Annotated in this window: 11 protein-coding genes and 6 pseudogenes; 7 read left to right on the top strand and 10 right to left on the bottom strand. The window is 39.8% G+C overall.

What is annotated here, in order from left to right:
* The 3 genes from tssM to L4C39_RS16550 are packed head-to-tail and all read left to right on the top strand — an operon-like array spanning position 1 to position 5408.
* A complete protein-coding gene (gene tssM, locus L4C39_RS16560; RefSeq protein ID WP_429746997.1) occupies positions 1 to 3456 on the top strand; it encodes a type VI secretion system membrane subunit TssM in 3456 nt (1151 codons plus the stop codon).
* 15 nt (positions 3457 to 3471) lie between these two features.
* Positions 3472 to 4122 carry a protein kinase domain-containing protein gene (locus tag L4C39_RS16555; RefSeq protein ID WP_171757449.1) on the top strand — a complete coding sequence of 217 codons (651 nt, stop codon included), beginning with the start codon at positions 3472 to 3474 and terminating at the stop codon, positions 4120 to 4122.
* Between the two features lie 8 nt (positions 4123 to 4130).
* Entirely contained in the window at positions 4131 to 5408 is a 1278-nt protein-coding gene (locus tag L4C39_RS16550; protein ID WP_429746995.1) for a hypothetical protein, read from the top strand.
* 66 nt (positions 5409 to 5474) lie between these two features.
* On the opposite strand, the pseudogene L4C39_RS16545 reads toward L4C39_RS16550, so the two are convergent.
* Positions 5475 to 5989: pseudogene (locus tag L4C39_RS16545) on the bottom strand (IS30 family transposase); the annotation flags it as partial.
* Positions 5990 to 5996: 7 nt separating this feature from the next.
* Positions 5997 to 7196, bottom strand: a pseudogene (locus L4C39_RS16540) (IS4 family transposase).
* Positions 7197 to 7333: 137 nt separating this feature from the next.
* Here L4C39_RS16540 and L4C39_RS16535 point away from each other — a divergent pair.
* Positions 7334 to 8035 (top strand): hypothetical protein, encoded by a 702-nt coding sequence (locus L4C39_RS16535; protein ID WP_429746993.1) that lies wholly within the window; start codon positions 7334 to 7336, stop codon positions 8033 to 8035.
* A 358-nt stretch (positions 8036 to 8393) separates the two neighbouring features.
* Here the strand turns inward: L4C39_RS16535 and L4C39_RS16530 are convergent.
* A pseudogene (locus L4C39_RS16530) lies at positions 8394 to 9272 on the bottom strand (IS110 family RNA-guided transposase); the annotation flags it as partial.
* Positions 9273 to 9358: 86 nt separating this feature from the next.
* On the opposite strand from L4C39_RS16530, the gene L4C39_RS16525 reads away from it, so the two are divergent.
* The 3 genes and pseudogenes from L4C39_RS16525 to L4C39_RS16515 all read left to right on the top strand — a co-directional run bounded on the left by L4C39_RS16525 (position 9359) and on the right by L4C39_RS16515 (position 11084).
* The gene (locus L4C39_RS16525; protein WP_017052210.1) at positions 9359 to 9622 is read left to right on the top strand and encodes a hypothetical protein; all 264 of its coding nucleotides are present in this window, start codon (positions 9359 to 9361) and stop codon (positions 9620 to 9622) included.
* An 82-nt stretch (positions 9623 to 9704) separates the two neighbouring features.
* A pseudogene (locus tag L4C39_RS16520) lies at positions 9705 to 10037 on the top strand (zinc ribbon domain-containing protein YjdM).
* Between the two features lie 207 nt (positions 10038 to 10244).
* The gene (locus L4C39_RS16515; RefSeq protein ID WP_429746991.1) at positions 10245 to 11084 is read left to right on the top strand and encodes a LysR family transcriptional regulator; all 840 of its coding nucleotides are present in this window, start codon (positions 10245 to 10247) and stop codon (positions 11082 to 11084) included.
* Positions 11085 to 11097: 13 nt separating this feature from the next.
* Here the strand turns inward: L4C39_RS16515 and L4C39_RS16510 are convergent, their stop codons facing one another.
* The 7 genes and pseudogenes from L4C39_RS16510 to L4C39_RS16480 form a co-directional block, all read right to left on the bottom strand.
* The gene (locus tag L4C39_RS16510; RefSeq protein ID WP_017052214.1) at positions 11098 to 11475 is read right to left on the bottom strand and encodes a RidA family protein; all 378 of its coding nucleotides are present in this window, start codon (positions 11473 to 11475) and stop codon (positions 11098 to 11100) included.
* An 11-nt stretch (positions 11476 to 11486) separates the two neighbouring features.
* The gene (locus L4C39_RS16505) at positions 11487 to 12617 is read right to left on the bottom strand and encodes a threonine synthase (protein ID WP_171757474.1); all 1131 of its coding nucleotides are present in this window, start codon (positions 12615 to 12617) and stop codon (positions 11487 to 11489) included.
* A gap of 278 nt (positions 12618 to 12895) precedes the next feature.
* Positions 12896 to 13922, bottom strand: a pseudogene (gene tnpC, locus L4C39_RS16500) (IS66 family transposase); the annotation flags it as partial.
* 289 nt (positions 13923 to 14211) lie between these two features.
* The gene (gene tnpB / locus L4C39_RS16495; protein WP_367613446.1) at positions 14212 to 14355 is read right to left on the bottom strand and encodes an IS66 family insertion sequence element accessory protein TnpB; all 144 of its coding nucleotides are present in this window, start codon (positions 14353 to 14355) and stop codon (positions 14212 to 14214) included.
* A 104-nt stretch (positions 14356 to 14459) separates the two neighbouring features.
* Positions 14460 to 14754, bottom strand: a pseudogene (locus L4C39_RS16490) (IS66 family insertion sequence element accessory protein TnpA).
* A 486-nt stretch (positions 14755 to 15240) separates the two neighbouring features.
* Positions 15241 to 15816: an outer membrane beta-barrel protein gene (locus tag L4C39_RS16485; RefSeq protein WP_429746989.1), complete on the bottom strand. Its 576-nt coding sequence runs from the start codon at positions 15814 to 15816 to the stop codon at positions 15241 to 15243.
* Positions 15817 to 15857: 41 nt separating this feature from the next.
* On the bottom strand, positions 15858 to 16478 hold the full coding sequence (locus L4C39_RS16480) for a hypothetical protein (protein ID WP_429746987.1): 621 nt from the start codon (positions 16476 to 16478) through the stop codon (positions 15858 to 15860).
* Positions 16479 to 16731 lie beyond the last annotated feature (253 nt).

The following is a 16731-nucleotide window of genomic DNA, read 5'->3' as shown; positions in this document are numbered from 1 at the left end:
ATGATTAAGAAAACCCTCATTACATTACTGGTGATCACTCTTTTAGCTGGGATCGCGTCATCATGGATTTTGCTTCCAATAGAAACATGGCTGTGGATGCAAGTCATTATTAGCGTAAGCGGTGTGATCGCTTTGTCTACTATTGCCGTGATGTGCTATCTATGGCGTAAAAAACAGCGTAATAATCAAGATGCGCATGAACAATCTATTTTGCTTAAACAAGACACTAAAGTGATTCAGCAGCTCTTTAAATTAGCGGCAAAAAAGATCCGAGGCCATGGAACTAATAAACTCGATAGCCTCTACAGCTTACCTTGGTACCTAGTTTTAGGTGGTGAGAAAGAAGCCAAAAGTGCGCTGTTACTGCAAAATGGTTTAGAGACTGTATTAGATAAGCATCTTCAAGATAGCGATACTGAGCAATATTTAAAGTTTTGGAGCAGTGATCAAGCGGTAGTCATTGAAATCGGTCACCGTATTTTTGATAGCGAAGGTATAGACGAAACATTATGGAATATTGTTACTCAGCAATTATTAAAATACCGCCCGAGACAGGGACTGAATGGTATTGCTGCTGTCATTGGTTGTGACCGTTTATTGCAAGGTGACCGTAAAGAGCGTCAGAAAATAAGTTCAAACTATCAAGAAGCAGCACTATCAATGAGTAGCGCTCTTGGTCTGACGTTGCCGGTATTCTTCTTGTTTTCTAAAGCCGATACCATCGCTGATTTTGTTGAATTTTTCGAAAGCTTTTCTGGGTGTGATGTTGAAAACCCATTCGGTGTTACTTTTCCTTGCGACTCATCACAGCGCTTCGATAAGTTTAAATTTGATGAGCTGAGAAGCGATCTCTTAAAATCCTTAGCGGCTCAACAATTTGAATTGTTGAGAAACATCAGCAGTGAAAAGTCAGGTTCGGTGATCGCACTCCCATATCAATTACGGATTTTCTTTGAACGAGTCGAAGAGTTACTAACGGATGTTGGACGAGAAAACCGTGTACGTGAAGCGGTATGGATACGTGGCTCATATCTACTCTCTTCTGGTCAAAAAGGCAATGAGTTTGATCTATTAACACAAACCGTTGCTGAGCGTGCGGAATTCAATTTGTCACTCACTCGTGAGCAAGTTTCTGGCCGTCGTAGCTATTTTACTTCTCGTATTTTTAGTCACGTTATCTTGCCAGAAAAGGATATCGTCGGAGTGAATGAGTGGCGTAATGCGGGTTATTTAGTTGCACGTACTGCGTCACTACTGTTGGTGATTTCTGCCGTTTCCATGGTTGGTTTCGTATTGAAAAATAATTGGAACCAAGATGAGCAATGGCGAGCTGATGCGATGACTCAGTTACGTTTGTATGGCAGTGATATTCAGCGCCTTGAGAGCAATTACTCATGGTCGGATATGATCGCGATATTAAATGAATTACGTATTGTTGCTGACGCTGGCGTTATGCCAAAAGCTTGGTATCAACAAGTGAGTATTAAGCAAGGGGATACGGCTGAGCGTATATATACGACTTACCAAGAGCAACTGAACCTTATTTTATTACCAAAACTGGAAGAGCTTATTAGCAGTGAGCTTTATGTTTATGTCAATTTAGGTAATCCAAGCAAGATATTTGAAATTTTGCGGTTCTATCAAATGTTATTTGATAAGCAATACCTCAATACTGAAGAGGTGCAAACTTATTTGCTGGATAATCTAAAAGATCAAGGCGATGTTTCGTCGAATGATATCAATACACTGTCTGTTCTTATCGAAGACTTATTTAAGAGCAACTACAGTGGAAGTATTACTGCAAATAAAGAGCTAATCGCAGTTGCGACCAATAACTTAGATGGTTTATCACCGGAACGACTCATTTATGCCCGAATCAAAAGTTTACCTGAATATCGGAAACAGGTGGATATTCGTCGTCAGTTAGGTGAAAAATTTGATTCAATGTTTGAATTTTTAGATGGGTTTCATGGTTATTTAGTGCCTGAAATTTTCACCAAGCAAGGTTATAGCCAGATTGATTTAACGGCTAAATCGGAAATGCTTCGTAGGCAACTTAATGATTTTAAAGCTATTCAAGGTGACGTATCTGGTACGTCTATCACTGAAATTACAGATTTAAGTAAACAGATCCAAAGGTTGTACTTTGCTGATTATGTTTATTATTGGAAAGATCTGCTTAATAACATCCATATTAAGACACTAGGTTCGAGTGTTGATTTTGCCTACGCATTACAGAGTGCTCGAGAGCCTGCTACCAGTCCGATTCTCGATGTACTTGGAGCTGTTGTTGTCAATACAACGTTGGCAGTTGAAGAGCAACCAGATACGAAAAGTAATAAACGAGTCGCGTCCCAGCTGGGCCTTAAGAAAGTATCTAAAGGGTTAAAAAAGGCCGATAAAATTAATCGCGCTGTCGGTGATAAATTATTACGGCTACAGCCTTCTTATGTGGTTAACGAAGCATTTATTAACTATGCAAATTACGTTAATGGTGCAGGAAAGAAAGGGGGGGCCATTCCTCTTGATTCGCTCATTCAAGAATTTGATGCGCTTAATCTCTATTTTGACAGTGCATTGAGTAGTTCAAATCCAGGTAAGGCATTCCATGCGTACGCACTTGCTCATGCAGAAGGGAGTCAAGATGCAATTGAACTATTTAAACGTCAAGGAAGTAAAGCGCCTAATCAAGTGGCGAAGTGGGCTAAAAACATTGCAGACCAATCATGGAAACAGGTGGTTTCTGGAAGTGTTGGTTACCTTAATAAGCAGTGGGATGAGCAAGTGTACCAATTTTATGCGGCTGCCGTGGAAGGGCGCTTTCCATTTTCCGAGCAAGGACGAGGTGAAGTAGATCTTAATGACTTTGTACAATTTTTTAAGCCTCAAGGCAGAGTTGATCAATATGTCGATACGTTACTTAAGCCTTTCGTATATTGGGATAATGGAACATTAAAGCTAAACGACGTGGATGGATTAACACTGCCAATTAGCGCCGAAACACGTCATCAATTACGCCGGGCTCGACAGTTACGCCAAACCTTTTTTGGCCCAACTGGTCAGGAGTTAGCGATCAAATTTGCGTTCCGTCCAAGTTCTATGAGCACGTCGGTGACGGCGTATCAAATTCGCGAGTCAGAAAGTGTCTTTAGCTACCGTCATGGTCCAAGAGTGTGGACTGAACTATCGTGGCCTTCAACAGCAGTCGATGGGTACCTAACGACCAACTTTTATCAAGGTGAAAACCGTGTAGCGACCAGATCTTATACCGGCCAGTGGGCACTGTTTAGAGCATTGTTTGATGGTCGGTCAAGTAAAACGTCAACCCGACTGGTTAGCAAATGGGATTACAAACTCAATGATAACAATATTGTTATTGATTACACCTTGAGAGATTCAAATGAAACTTTAGATAAGCCTATGTTTAGCGAATTTTCTTTACCAAGAAAGCTGTAGCGCTAAGGAGGTTAGATGAAAGCTGAGTCATCATTAGTAATCGGGGCTCACTTTATATTAGATGAGCAGATTAATTGGCATGAAATAGGGAAGTGTTATGCCAACAAATCAGATTTTGAACGAGAGTTCGAAGCGCTTAAGTGTTGCAAAGGGCTCTACATACAAGAGTTAGTTCGCGCAAATAAAGGTGAACAGCGTTTGTATTTTAAATATTACGACAATGCTAAATCACTTGACCGTTTGGATATCACCCAAATCGATCTTTTTGTATCTGTTTTGCCTGCGGTTGTTCGTGCTATTGCTCATTGCCATAGCAACGGTTGGGTTCATGGTGATGTAAAGCCTGCGAATATTCTGTACTTCCCGGAAACGGGATCAATTCGATTAATTGATTTTGGTGCGAGTTTTCCATCGAAAACTTCTCGAATAGAGTTAGAGGTGTGGCAATTTTCTCAACAATACGCACCAAGAAATCAACGAAAAGGAATTGGCTGTGTTGAGGAAAGAGATGATTGGTTTGCCTTGTTAGTAATGGTAGATCAAGTGATTAGTCAGATTCTAGATAAGAAATTACAAAAACGAGCGTCGTATATTCGCAGCTCGATTAAAAGATTGTTTCATCCGGCTCTGTCGAATGAGATGAACTCAAATAATGATAATAAGTAGGAGGCACTATGCCCGTTTCGTTTTCTGAAGTATTAAACCATACAGATATGACAGGCTGGAAAGCTCAAGAAAAGCTAGCCTATGAGGGAAGAGTCACAATAATAAACTATTTATCAAGTTTAAAGGTTGAAAGGGCGCCTGCTGTTGGTTTAGACCTGGTTGGGAACTTTGTTATGGACCCGACAGCCGTTACTGATGCGTGTGGGACTGCAAAAAAGTTGATTAAGGAACAAGTTAGTGACATTTTGCAGAAATCTCAAGTACTGTTAAAAGTCACTAAAGTAGCGGAAAGCGTAAGCACTGCCATTCATCAAAGTAGACCTGTCAAATTTTTCAAGTCAGTCGGAACGTCAATTAAAGAAAAAGTAATCTCAACTAAAGACAGCTTAATTGCGAAGCTAGAAAAGTTGATTCAACGTTTTTGTAGTAATATTTTAGACAAACTTAAAAAAGCTTATAAAGATATTAAATGGGTCACTAATTATTTGGTGGACATTTCTCTGTGGCTAGTTTCTTCAATCGTTGGTGATTTGAGCGCTCTTATTCCAGGCTTGGGTTATGTTCAAAATGCAGCAGATATATATAAAGGAGCAAAAAAAGCGGTTACTGGGTTAACAAGCTATTTCTCACTTAAACTATCAGGACGTGGGGTTCGATTGAATGATGGATACCCCGATATTATTGCTTATGACATCTCTTCTCACATGGCTTGTAAAGGGTTTCTTGGTATAAAGGATGTTGGTGTTAAAATAGGTCAGATTGCAGCGCAAGCAGCTGGTGATGCAGTCGCTGCTGTAGGTGGTGTTATTAATTATGTAATAAGTGTATTAGGCCGAATTACAACAGCCATTGATTACATAATTCAAAGAGTAAATTTATATCGTGTAAAGGAAAAAGCTAAGAAAGAAAGAAATAAATTACTTAACACTAATAGTTTAGCGCTTAACGCCAATTTATTTAATAAATGGTTTGCGGAGTCGATGGCTTTAAGCCCCATTTTGACGGCTCTTTTGATGCATTCCAATACAATTGGACACCCAATGGTGTTTCTATCACTATTGGATCGATATGGTCGTTTAACAAGTTATTCTCAGTCGAACTATGACAAAGGCACTGTTCATATAAATAATATCAAAAAGCAAGCTTTAAGTTACATAAAAGAATATTCAGATCAATACTCTGTAAAATTCACGCCCGGTTTGCAAGTGCATAAAGATTTGTTGGATGCTTCAATGTCGTCTACACCTCAAATTCATAGTGTACTAGCTAACCCATATAAAAATTAATAAAAGGATTTATTTAATGTGAATGAAATTATGCCACTTAGTATCAAGCTTGAAGTGCGACATTTTCTACAGGTGCGCATGAATATACTCCATTGGCATTCTATACCCAAGCCTATTGCGTGGGCACATGTTTAATTTATGTGCAATTTCATTACAGAGCTTCTGTGTCACATGTGACATAGAAGTTCGCTTTGGTAAGTATTGTTGTATCAAACCATTAGTGTTCTTATTGGTCCCTCTGTCCCATAAATGATATAGATTTACGTAGTAAAACAAACAGTTATCGTGTTTTTCTAGTTGGTGTAGCCGTGAAATTCAGTGCTATTATCTGCTGTAATTGTCTTAAATGGTAAATCTGAGCGCGTCATTATTTGACTTATTCTAACGTTGAGTGATTCGCTCGTTCTTTCGTCCATTTGCCCAATAAAAGTGTAGCTAGTTATTCTATCGACCAAAGTGACAATACAGTGCTTGGTGCCCCGGCCAATGACCGTATCAATTTCCCAGTGACCAGGCTCTTTTCTGTACTCAGCACCTTTCGATCTTTCGGTGATATGACGCTTGTTAGCCAGGCGCTGACGGATCCCCTCATAATTTCCCTAGCCCTGCATTGTGTGTCAGCCTTTGATATTCGAACATTCCCCACTGGTATTGAGAGTCGTTAATTTGATATCGCCGATGATTCCGAACTTCCCTTCCTAGGCGAGGTATTGATAGGACTCGACGGTGTTTAATGCTGTTGGCTTGAAAATCAAAATGCCATTTTGCATGGACTGCAATGAGGCCATTCCACCACATCAAGATTTCAGCGAGCGACGCAATAAGAAGCAGTATATCTAACCGCTTAGTGCAACGAGTTCTATTGTGACGAAGTGCGATCCCATATGCGGTACTTTTCAAATCACGGAATGCCTCTTCAATTTGCATACGTTTGGCGTACAGATTGGTCATTTGTACTTCATTTAAGACATGCCGAGGGACGTTAGTAGCGAGTAACCAGGGCTCTTTCGCGCTGCGTTGGTAGAGATGTGTAGCGGAGTGTTTTTGGCAAGTTCTACTGTGGCACTGTGCTTTTCGGCCTTTATCTAATCCTTTGTAAACATAAGCCTCACAAGGTATTGGTGATTTTTTTGCTAAGAAACAATAGCCAAGGTATTTTGGTTTGTGGACGGCACTTGGATAAAAAGTTTTATTTGAGACCCAAGGCTTATCTGGTTGTTTTATTGACACTTCGCCTCGTACACGACCTAACCAAAACCAACCTTTTTCCTGAACTTGTCGGAACCAGGTATTTCGAAATCCGGCATCAGAGACGATGATTGGGCAGGTATTATGAGGCAAAACATTCTGTAATTTATCGAGGAATGCTTGGTGGCTTTTAGGTGAGTTATATTGGCTATATTCAAAAACTTGCTCAAAGATTGTGATGGCTCGGCCATCAAGAGCGACGGATGCTCTTTAGGTCATATAACGAAGTTGTTCACGAACATCAGACCAATCAACAAGGATGACGGGGTATGGATGGGCTCCGATTATTAGGTTGGCATGCCATTTATACATAAGGTCTTTTTCACGATGGAGTTGCCGATTTCCAAGTAGCCTATCAACACGCTTAATGGCATGTTTAACTGTAGTGTTAGTTTCGAGCTGACGACCGAGTTTAGTCAGTGTTAAGTCAGAGCCGTCAAGCACACTTTTTGTGGCAAGTATCAGAGAATTAACGCGTGTTTTGTGAATGGAGGGGCATTGGTTTTGTATAGTTTGCTGTAGAATCTGAATATCGTGCATCGTTAGTCCATTTGTTCGAAATGTGTGTTTGGCGATATTCATTAGATCAAAGACAGCGATGCGCGTCTACCTCATTGTTTTTACGGTTAATTATGAGGAGATTCGCAAGAACGCGGCGTTAGAATTTAGAGGTATCTATGAAATTTTTGAGGAAAATTCTGAACGTCAAGATTTCTAAAGCAAAATTAGAAAGTCTTACGAATGTAGGAATTCAAGATATATCGCATGAGCTTTTTCAATTGGGACTTATTCATTTTTCGTCACCTGAAAAAAGCATAGTCGAAGAGGAAAAGCGGTCATTCTATCTAGATATGACGAAAGCAATATCTCAGGATCTAGAGTATATTTCTTCTGCTCAGAACTTTAAGCAACAAAAAATCGCAGTTAGAGAGCGTGTTATGGGGGCTATTCGATGCTCTGTATTAGGAAGTATAGTGAAAGATAAGCTTTCTGATGGTGTACCGCTGAAAGATCTGAAATCTGCATTTGATGAGTTTGAATTTTTGTTTCCTTTTGATAACAAAGAATCAGTCAAGAAAATAACAGTTCTAGGTTTTGTAAAAGAAGGAGCACTGTTTGAAGTCAGAACTTATTTAGGTGATGCTCATAGTAGTGATTGGACTCAGATGTATAGGTTTATGTTCGAAAGCATGATAGAGCAGACAATTTCTACATATGTGTTGCGTAACTCAGATGGTGATTACCTACTTAATGAACATTATCATCGTGAGTTTAATAAGCTAACTGATAAAATTAATGCGTATGAGTATGTGTATAATGAAATTATAAATGGTGGTAACTTCAATTTTAATAAAAAAGAAGCGGAAAATTTGGCATAGAGCACAAACAAATTCGAACAAAACGTTTAAGAGTGATTCCCAACGCTCGCCAGCTTCAGCTCTAAATTTGGGTTAAGCGTTTATGGCACAATATTTTGAGTTAGGTGGCTGCGTTGCTCACCTATATGGTCTCCCCCGGTTTTACAAGCCAGTAGCATGATTAAAAGCGCAGGTTAACTACCATATATACGGCCTGTTTAAGCGGCTATTGCCTTGGCCAAGATGAGGCAGTCGAACACGAAGTCCTAATCAACTTATCGACTTTAAAAGCCAGTGTGAGCACAAGGTTTTCAACGTGTAGGATTTATCCTGTTATTTATCTCACTACGTACTTTGCAAAGGGTTGTTGATGTATGTTTTATGCTGGTTGATATTCTTCGTTTTTGGTTATGACGGCCCATGCTATGCGCATGAGTTTGTTTGCTAAAGCCACCGCAGCACGGTTTGGCCCTCGTCGCTCTTGGAGTTCTAGCATCCATTTACTGAGGTTGTCGGATTTGAACTTAGCACGCCTTAATGCAGCTCTTGCTCCATGAACGAGCAAGGAGCGGATGTAAGTGTTGCCCCGTTTTGTAATGCCAAGAAGTATGGTCTTGTCGCCGCTGGTGTCTTGTTTCGGTACAAGCCCCATAGCTGCAGATGCATCTCTTCCTGTTTTGAACCGGAGTCCAGAGCCGAGCCATACGGCGACGGCTTGACTCGTGAGTGGTCCAAACCCAGGAATGGACATAAGCCGTTTTGCGTTGTCGAATTGTTTAATGGTTTGGTTGAGTTTGTTATCGAACCATTGAATCTGTTCATCGATGTATAGGTACCGTTCATATTGGTGGGGTAACAGCTCTCGCAAAATAGGAGAGAGTTGGTTTTCGACGTCTTCGAGTATTTCGGGAATAGCCTTTCTGAATGTTGCTTTGCCTTGTGGCATGATGATGCCGTATTCAGCTATTAGTCCGCGTACTTGATTAATGAGCCGGGTACGTTCGGTAACCATGAGTCGACGCATTCGAATGAGTGATTGAATGTCTTGTTGCTCGACCGATTTATGAGGAACGGGGTGAGGTCTTTGATAGAGAGCGACTTCAGCGATGGCTTCAGCATCGTTGTAGTCATTTTTTTGTTTACGCCTTTGGCTTTTCACATGTTGCCGGGCATAAAGCAAAATGGTATGTCCGAATTTTGAAAACTCACGAGCCCAGTACTGAGCGCCGGAGCATGCTTCCATAGTGATGTGAAGTGGTAGGGGGAGACCATCTCATCAACTTAACAGGGCGTTATACGGATCGATATGTTTCATAAATATGTAATCAATGTAGAGAGTTAGTTATGCAAAGTGGAACGTTAAGAGATTACAGTGAAGACATGTATAAATTTTATTTTGAGATAGGGGAATACCAAGAAGTAGGTTTAGGTGTTCTTAGTGCATTTGTCGGAGAGCTTCATTCAAAACTTATTTTACATTTAGAGTTTGGGTATGAGGTAACAATGCCTATTCAATGTATACCAGAAACAGTAAGACTTTTGAGCCAAGAAAATATCGCTATTTACCAAATAGTGCGTGGTGAAAAAACCAAAGAAAAATGGCGTTAGCCGTTAAATTCGTATAACAAGTCATTTAAACGGAATAAATCATTAAAATATAAGTTAAATCAATTAATAGAAGTCATAACTAATGTCATTTCCTCCTTGCACAAATTGCCAATATGAATTTGTTTATCAAGATCAAACACATATTGTTTGTCCCGAATGTGCCTATGAATGGAACCCAGTTGAAGAGGCTGAAAATCAATTCACAGTTCATGATGTTAATGGAAATTAGTTGGGGCAAGGCGATAAAATCACATTGGTGAAAGATCTCAAAGTTAAAGGTAGTTCTCAGAACCTTAAAATTGGCACAAAAGGTATAATAAAGCGGGTTGTGGAAGGTAAGGAGCATCAATTGGATTGTAAGCTTGATGGTGCTGGCGAAATGTTTGTAACGGCCAAATACGTTAAGAATGCGTAAGTGTCGTACCTTAATTGGGCGTTATAAATTTTAGGAGTCATTATGCCAGAAAAATCGTTAGTGTTCGGAATCTCCCAAAACTGAGCAAGATAGTGTTTTGAACTCTATCCTTAGAGGTGCATTATTATGCTCGCACAACCTACTTTGCAACCTATAACAAAAAAGAATAGACTGACGTAATCATTCCATTTTTTCATTGGTAAATATATGTTGCTTGAAGGTATTGAAACGCTTCTGGTACTTAGTAAAGAAAAAACGATGAGCCGCACAGGAAGCGTACTGTATCTTAGTCAATCCGCCGTCAGTAAGCGTATTGCTAAATTAGAAAAACGGCTGGGGAAAAAATTAATAGAGCCATATGGGCGTTACGTTGTTCTAACGGCAGATGCTAAAACGTTGATTGAGAACATTAGCCCAACCTTTAGCGAGTTATGTGGTCTTATATATGAACAGCAGCAGGTGTTAGCCGATAACACTCAACTGCGTATAGACTGTTCAGAAACTCTTGTCTCTGGTTATTTTAGTTTTGCTTTGACTCGTTGCTTTCGTGATGATCCTAACTTAACTATAACGACAAGCCATACACCCCGAATCGTTGAAAATGTTAAGTCGGGAAAAGCCTTCCTTGGTTTATGTGCGGGATACTTACCTTCAGGTCATGGCTTGTTAAGTATTCATCTTTTCGATGAACCATTTTATATCGTCAGCAGCGTGCCTTTAAAAGAGTTACCAGAAATGTTAATCGCAACAGATCTCACTAATAGCGCAAACACCTACCAGTCAGCTATCTTGGAAGAATTGAAAATACGTCCCGTGTTGGAACTAGACTCGTATACAGCCGCAGCTCACCTGGCATTGCAAGGAGCTGCGGCTGCCCTTGTACCACTCTCAGTAGTAAAAGCACTGAGTATAGAAGAACGTCATTTATACATGTATGATGAGCTCAGCCCACTATATAGGCCAATTTACATCTGTGTACGGCAAAACAACTTTCGATTAGAACGCATTAAGAAAGTCATAAACGCTATATCTGAAGTGTCGCTATAGAGATAAAAGTGTTCTACTCACATAGAGCTATACAATCTATTTCTATTTTGAGCCCAAAATGAAGCTCTCTGGTAGGCACGATTGTCCGTACTGGTTTATGACTTGTAAAGTACTCGCCACAAACACTATTAACGGTATCCCACATATGGACATCTGAAATATAGATAACGAGTTTTAGAACCTTATCAAGATTCGAACCTGCGTCTTCAAGAATAATCGCCAAATTATCTAAGATCCTGCGAGCTTGTTGTTCAACATCTCCAGTAACTTTCCTCCCAGTATCTGGACTGATTGGTAGCTGGCCTGAAACGTAAGCTAAATTATTACAAACAATCGCCTGAGAGTAGTGCCCTGCAGGTTTCAGGGCATTATTGGTTTGTATATACCTCATCGTTAATGCCCTCAATTGGTTAATCTACTGAATAGTTGCTGAATAGAGTTCGTCGCTTTGAGACCATTTCCAGTTATCACACCAACTGTTAAGTCTTTTGCGCCAATCTCTCCTGTTTCTAAAAGTCGAGCTATACCCGCAAACGCAGTTGCCGATGTAGGCTCGATAAAAAATCCTTGCTGCCCCATTTCTTCTAATGCTGATTGGATTTGTTGTTCATTAACACTAATGAAACTGCCATTAGACTGTCGAACAAAATCAATGACTTCTGTCAGGTGAGATGAATGCTGGATCTTGATACCTTCAGCTATAGTCTTTAATGATGTTATCTCGATATCTTTACCATTAAAGACTTGAACAAACGGTTGAATACCTTCACTTTGAATTCCAAAGATGCGAGGTAGCTTGTTTATTTCCCTAGCTTTTAATAGCTCTGAGAAACCAAGGTATGCCCCCGCGAGCAGGCTACCATTACCTGCTGGTGCCACAAAATTGTCTGGAGCTTTATAACCACATTGCTCCCAGATTTCATAGGCAATAGATTTTACACCTTCAATAAATAATGGATGCCAATTATGTCCTACGTAGCAACTTCCGTGTGTTTTAGAGCTATTCATTGCTGCTAAGGCAACATCTTCCCTAGTCCCCTCAATTTCAATACAGTTAGCACCGTACATTCTGGTTTGTATGGTTTTTCCTAATGATGTCCCTGCGGGTACAAATATGTTGCAATTGATTTTTGCTTTAGCTGCGTACCCAGCATAGGCACTGCCACCATTGCCACTAGAATCCTCAGCAATGCTACCTATTCCTTGTTTTTTCAGGTAATTGATGACCATAGCAGCCCCTCGATCTTTAAATGACCCAGTTGGTTGTAATGAATCCATTTTTGCAAGAATCGGAATACCAGATATTTCGGCATCAGCCAGTGGTGTAATGACTTCATTAAAAGAAGCCTGAACTTCATGTTTTTTTACTGGGAAAGCTTTGGAATATCGCCATATTGATAGTTCATTCTTAATCAAGTTACTCTTATTAAAAGAAAACTCAGGCTTAACCCAAAGGGCTGAGCCACAAGTGCATCTAATTAATTCAGGTATAGGTGGGTATTCTTTACCGCAGCTCTTACAGATAAATTTCATAGCTCGCCTCATGTCTGTTCTGTATCGTTGGATTAGATAGTACAAGTGATTAAAACGGTGGATAAACGAAACGTAAGAAATTGTTCTATTCCTAATTGGAATCAATTAAAATTATGTAAATGCTCATAATAAGCATTGGTTTGCGCATGGATTTTTCGATCATAAATATTAATGGAGTAATAGATGAATATTCATGAAACTCTAAATTACGTTGAATTTGGAGCAAAGGATTTAGCTGAAACGAAGGTAAACCCCCATAAACCCACGGGGCGACATAACTAGTGTTTGAAGTTCCAAGGTAGGAGTACGCCGATATCAGGCTCTGCTTTCACCAACTCTTTCATGCACTTGACCATGTAGTCGTAGAGGATAATACCTTTGGCTCTCGCGGTCTGGATGATGCTGTAAAGCATTGCGCTCACATCAGCACCGTTTGGTGTATTAGTGAGAATAACCAATTTTTTCGTCCAATGACCAGTGGTTTAATTGTGCGTTTAGCGCGATTATTATCGATAGATAAATGACCATCGTCGATATAACGAATGAGTTTAGGCCACTGCCTGAGCGTGTATTTTATCGCTTTGCCTAGTTGGTTAGAGCCTATCACTTTCTGGGACTTCATCTATTGGTAAAGCCCATCCAGTATCTGCTTGGCATACGCTTTACGCTCTGCTTTTCGTCCTTCGGCAGGCACCTTTTAAGTGAGATTCTATCTCGTAGAGTTTTTGGACTTTAGACAGCGTCTTATCGGCCTTGCCCAACTTACATTTTTTAGCACCCATGAACTTACGCCGAGCCTTCATAAGCAGCGTATCCATTGGTTTGTATTTAACCGTTGTCGTCACCTAAAAAGGCAATAGGGCCCGCACTCGCGCGACTGTTTTGATAGTCGTACAAGGCGATACTTTCACATTCGGTAGTACAGCTTCGGGCGAGTAAGCTCCCGAGCAATAAAGCCACATATAACAATGTTTCTCTGCCTTGAGCACATTGAGCTGCGTTTTATCCGCCGAACCACCACTTGTTGATGTAGATGTTCTTTCAAGGCGGCATACAACGTGGTGAACTTCTCGCTGACTTGTGGATGACCCACCTTGCCATTGTGGTGCGTGATAGATCTATACCCGATTGAGTAAATAGCGATTCTTGGCGATAAAGTTGTGGTATTTGCCAAGGATGATATTGGCAAGCAAGCTTTCTGTTGCGAAGCTCTTAGGGATAAAACTATATGGGGCTGGCTTTTGAACGATGCGGCTTATTGTCTTTTGTTTTCTCGCACTCGCGGCACGCATATTTAGAACGGACTTATTCCAGCAAGAGCATTGTGATTCCTTTTGCACCTGCGAGAGCAGCAGTGCATTCTCCATCGCTTGTAGCTCGGCAATATTTTAACTTTCTGGGTTGATATTTCCCGTCTTTTTCACACTAAAATTGTGCCGTTAACGCTTGGTGAATAAGGCTTTATTCTCGATTAACTCATTGTAAAATAGTTTATTCTAACGGGTTTATGGCCGATAAATGTAAAGTCAAGAAGAAGTCTATCAAGTTCGAATTGAGCCAGGGTAAACACCTCATTTTTATCTTTTGAAGGCCATTAATATTTGGCTTTTTCGTGGTGCTTATACCAGAGGGCGAAGCCTGTTTTATCCCAGTACCACATCTTGATCTTATCGTGCTGTTTATTGGTAAACAGGAATAGAGCACCGCGGCCAAGAGGCAAGTCCGTGTCACTTTCGATAATCGCCGCAAGCTAGTTGATGGACTTTCTAAAATCGACGCTTTTACGATAAAGGTAAATCTCTGGAGCACTGAGCATGCGTTTCATGACAACGCTCCAATGAGTTAAGCAAGATAGGCTGCTGGCGTGCCTTGAGAAATACTCAGATCCACATCATTCACGAGAAGTGTCATGTTAGCCGTTGCTATCTGGGCCTGATATTTTGTTGTCTTTCCGATGATTTTGGCTCTAACAAATGCCACAGACTCAGATTGGTCTGCCTTTTGGAGTTGACGTTGCTTTGCAAAGAGCATGGATAAACTCAGTCTATATTATTCGCAAAAAACTCGATGGGTATATTGCTGCTCTCAATTGTTTAAAGAGTGCTTGCCATTCTAGGTTGGTGCGTCGTTTTGCCATTTCAACTCTCCTTTGGATTAGATAGTTGATCTTATTATTCGTGTCGGATGATTAGAATGAGGGGTTTATGGCGCGCTTACGATCAAAATGATGTTTTGCGAGATTCATTAGCTCAAAGACAGCGATGCGCGTCTACCTTATTGTTTTACTTTAATTACAAGGGGATTCGTACTGGTAAAATCGTTGGAGTGATGTGGGGTGGCTTGATTTAACCAATAAGACAATCACCGTTCGTCAAAGATCAGTCAGGGGAAATTGTCGCGGTTGAAAAGCCGGATGGTTCTACCGATAAACTAGCTTGACTGATCTTTTTTGCTTATTATTTTATGTAAAAAATGATGTATCTTATCTTTGTGATAAAATCTACTATTTATTGCAACACTTTTATGTCGCATGCGGCACAGAAATATTGCAAAGTATTATCATATCAATATTGATGAATGCATACGTTACTACTGAGATAAAACTTAGTATCGGCGTAATAATCTAGAAGTTAAGTGCAAGCCCCGCATACAGAGTACTAGTATCAGATTCTATGATTCTATACCCCCCTTTTAATAATAACTGGTCTGTAATTAACATACCAACCTCTCCACCTAAGGTGAGCCCTGAATCCACTTGGTCGGCAAGATCGACACTTTTTGTATTGCCCATAACTGTATAATTGGCTTTGCCAGAAGCTGATAAACTAGCATATCCCACCTGTCCTCCGATGAAAAAACGGCCTAAGTAAAGCTTAGGTTTATAGCTTAGGTTTATAGCTGTTAGATCGAGCTCTCCAGAGCCCTTAATACCAAGAGCTGTGTCATCAAAGTTATACTTTGCACTCCCCGCATTAATGTATTCAATTTCGAATGCATTAGTCCAATTACCTGATGAAGGAAGTTGATAGCCAAGTTGTATTGCATATCCCGAGCTTTCTGTTTTGGTTGCTAACGCAATTTCTGGAAAGTCGGATTGTGCATAATCAAGTCCAACATAGAAATTTGATTTATTATTAGCAGCAAGAGCGGAGCAAGATGTGAAAGCAGCTATGGTTAGTACAGCAAATATTTTATTCATTTAATACTCTTTAAGGTTTATATGTGATTAATAGATAATTATTAGAATGAAAACTGTAGTCCTAAGCTAAGACCAGTTTCCTTTTTTTTTCGTGTCGCAAAATCTATACCTGCAGTAATTCCAAATACGGAGCCAAATTGAAATGTATTTTTTATAGTGAAAGTGTTTTTTGGTATATCAATGAAATCATGTTGATAAATAAGGCCTAAGGCCCAATGTTTCGCAACTTGAGTATTAATACCTGTTGAGCAATAGGCACCTTCGTCAGTATGATTGGGAGCATAGTCACTTTCTGTTCGATTGTTAACAACACCACATGAAAATGGTACAGATAAAAGTGGTGTTTTAAGTAGTGAGAGCCCGAGACCGACTTGCCATTTGTTAATGCTAGTGCTGAACCGAGTATTAAAATCGGTATAACCGGAAAAATATAAACTCTTGTATAGGTTAGCACTTACTGATAAATATAAGCCACCGAGATTTTTACTTTCGCTATTTGAGTATTTTCTATCTGTATATGGAGCGATAGACTCAGCACTATAATGAGTATGTTTGTAGCCAAATCCTATATGAGATTGATTTCCTGTAACGTTACTATCTGCAAAAGATGCTAGTGGTAGCATTGCTAAAATAAAGACTTTTTTATCATTATTCGTGTCCATAGTGTGCAGTCATAAACATGATTTTATATGATATTAGCTAATTATTTGTCATACTAATCAGACATTAATGCTTGGCATTTTGGACCTATTTGTGGTTAGGGTTACACTAATTATAAGAAATGCATGTATCAGAAATGAATTTGTTACAATTATACAATTATACAATTTTATGATGTGCTTATTTATTTATTTATTTATTTATTTATTTATTTATTTATGTGTGTGGGAGTACCAAAATGACGCATTGTCTAAT

The sequence above is a fragment of the Vibrio clamense genome, assembly GCF_050337905.1.
Classification (GTDB): Bacteria; Pseudomonadota; Gammaproteobacteria; order Enterobacterales; family Vibrionaceae; genus Vibrio; species Vibrio cortegadensis.
Note: the sequence above shows the minus strand (reverse complement) of the source record. Positions and strands in the feature narration are given on the sequence as shown.

Excerpts from the sequence above, each read along its gene's own strand:
- L4C39_RS16525 (WP_017052210.1), top strand. The coding sequence starts at position 9,359 with ATGCAAAGTGGAACGTTAAGAGATTACAGTGAAGACATGTATAAATTT.
- tssM (WP_429746997.1), top strand. The coding sequence starts at position 1 with ATGATTAAGAAAACCCTCATTACATTACTGGTGATCACTCTTTTAGCT.
- L4C39_RS16480 (WP_429746987.1), bottom strand. The coding sequence starts at position 16,478 with ATGGACACGAATAATGATAAAAAAGTCTTTATTTTAGCAATGCTACCA.
- L4C39_RS16550 (WP_429746995.1), top strand. The coding sequence starts at position 4,131 with ATGCCCGTTTCGTTTTCTGAAGTATTAAACCATACAGATATGACAGGC.
- L4C39_RS16505 (WP_171757474.1), bottom strand. The coding sequence starts at position 12,617 with ATGAAATTTATCTGTAAGAGCTGCGGTAAAGAATACCCACCTATACCT.
- L4C39_RS16485 (WP_429746989.1), bottom strand. The coding sequence starts at position 15,816 with ATGAATAAAATATTTGCTGTACTAACCATAGCTGCTTTCACATCTTGC.
- L4C39_RS16555 (WP_171757449.1), top strand. The coding sequence starts at position 3,472 with ATGAAAGCTGAGTCATCATTAGTAATCGGGGCTCACTTTATATTAGAT.
- L4C39_RS16515 (WP_429746991.1), top strand. The coding sequence starts at position 10,245 with ATGTTGCTTGAAGGTATTGAAACGCTTCTGGTACTTAGTAAAGAAAAA.
- L4C39_RS16510 (WP_017052214.1), bottom strand. The coding sequence starts at position 11,475 with ATGAGGTATATACAAACCAATAATGCCCTGAAACCTGCAGGGCACTAC.
- L4C39_RS16535 (WP_429746993.1), top strand. The coding sequence starts at position 7,334 with ATGAAATTTTTGAGGAAAATTCTGAACGTCAAGATTTCTAAAGCAAAA.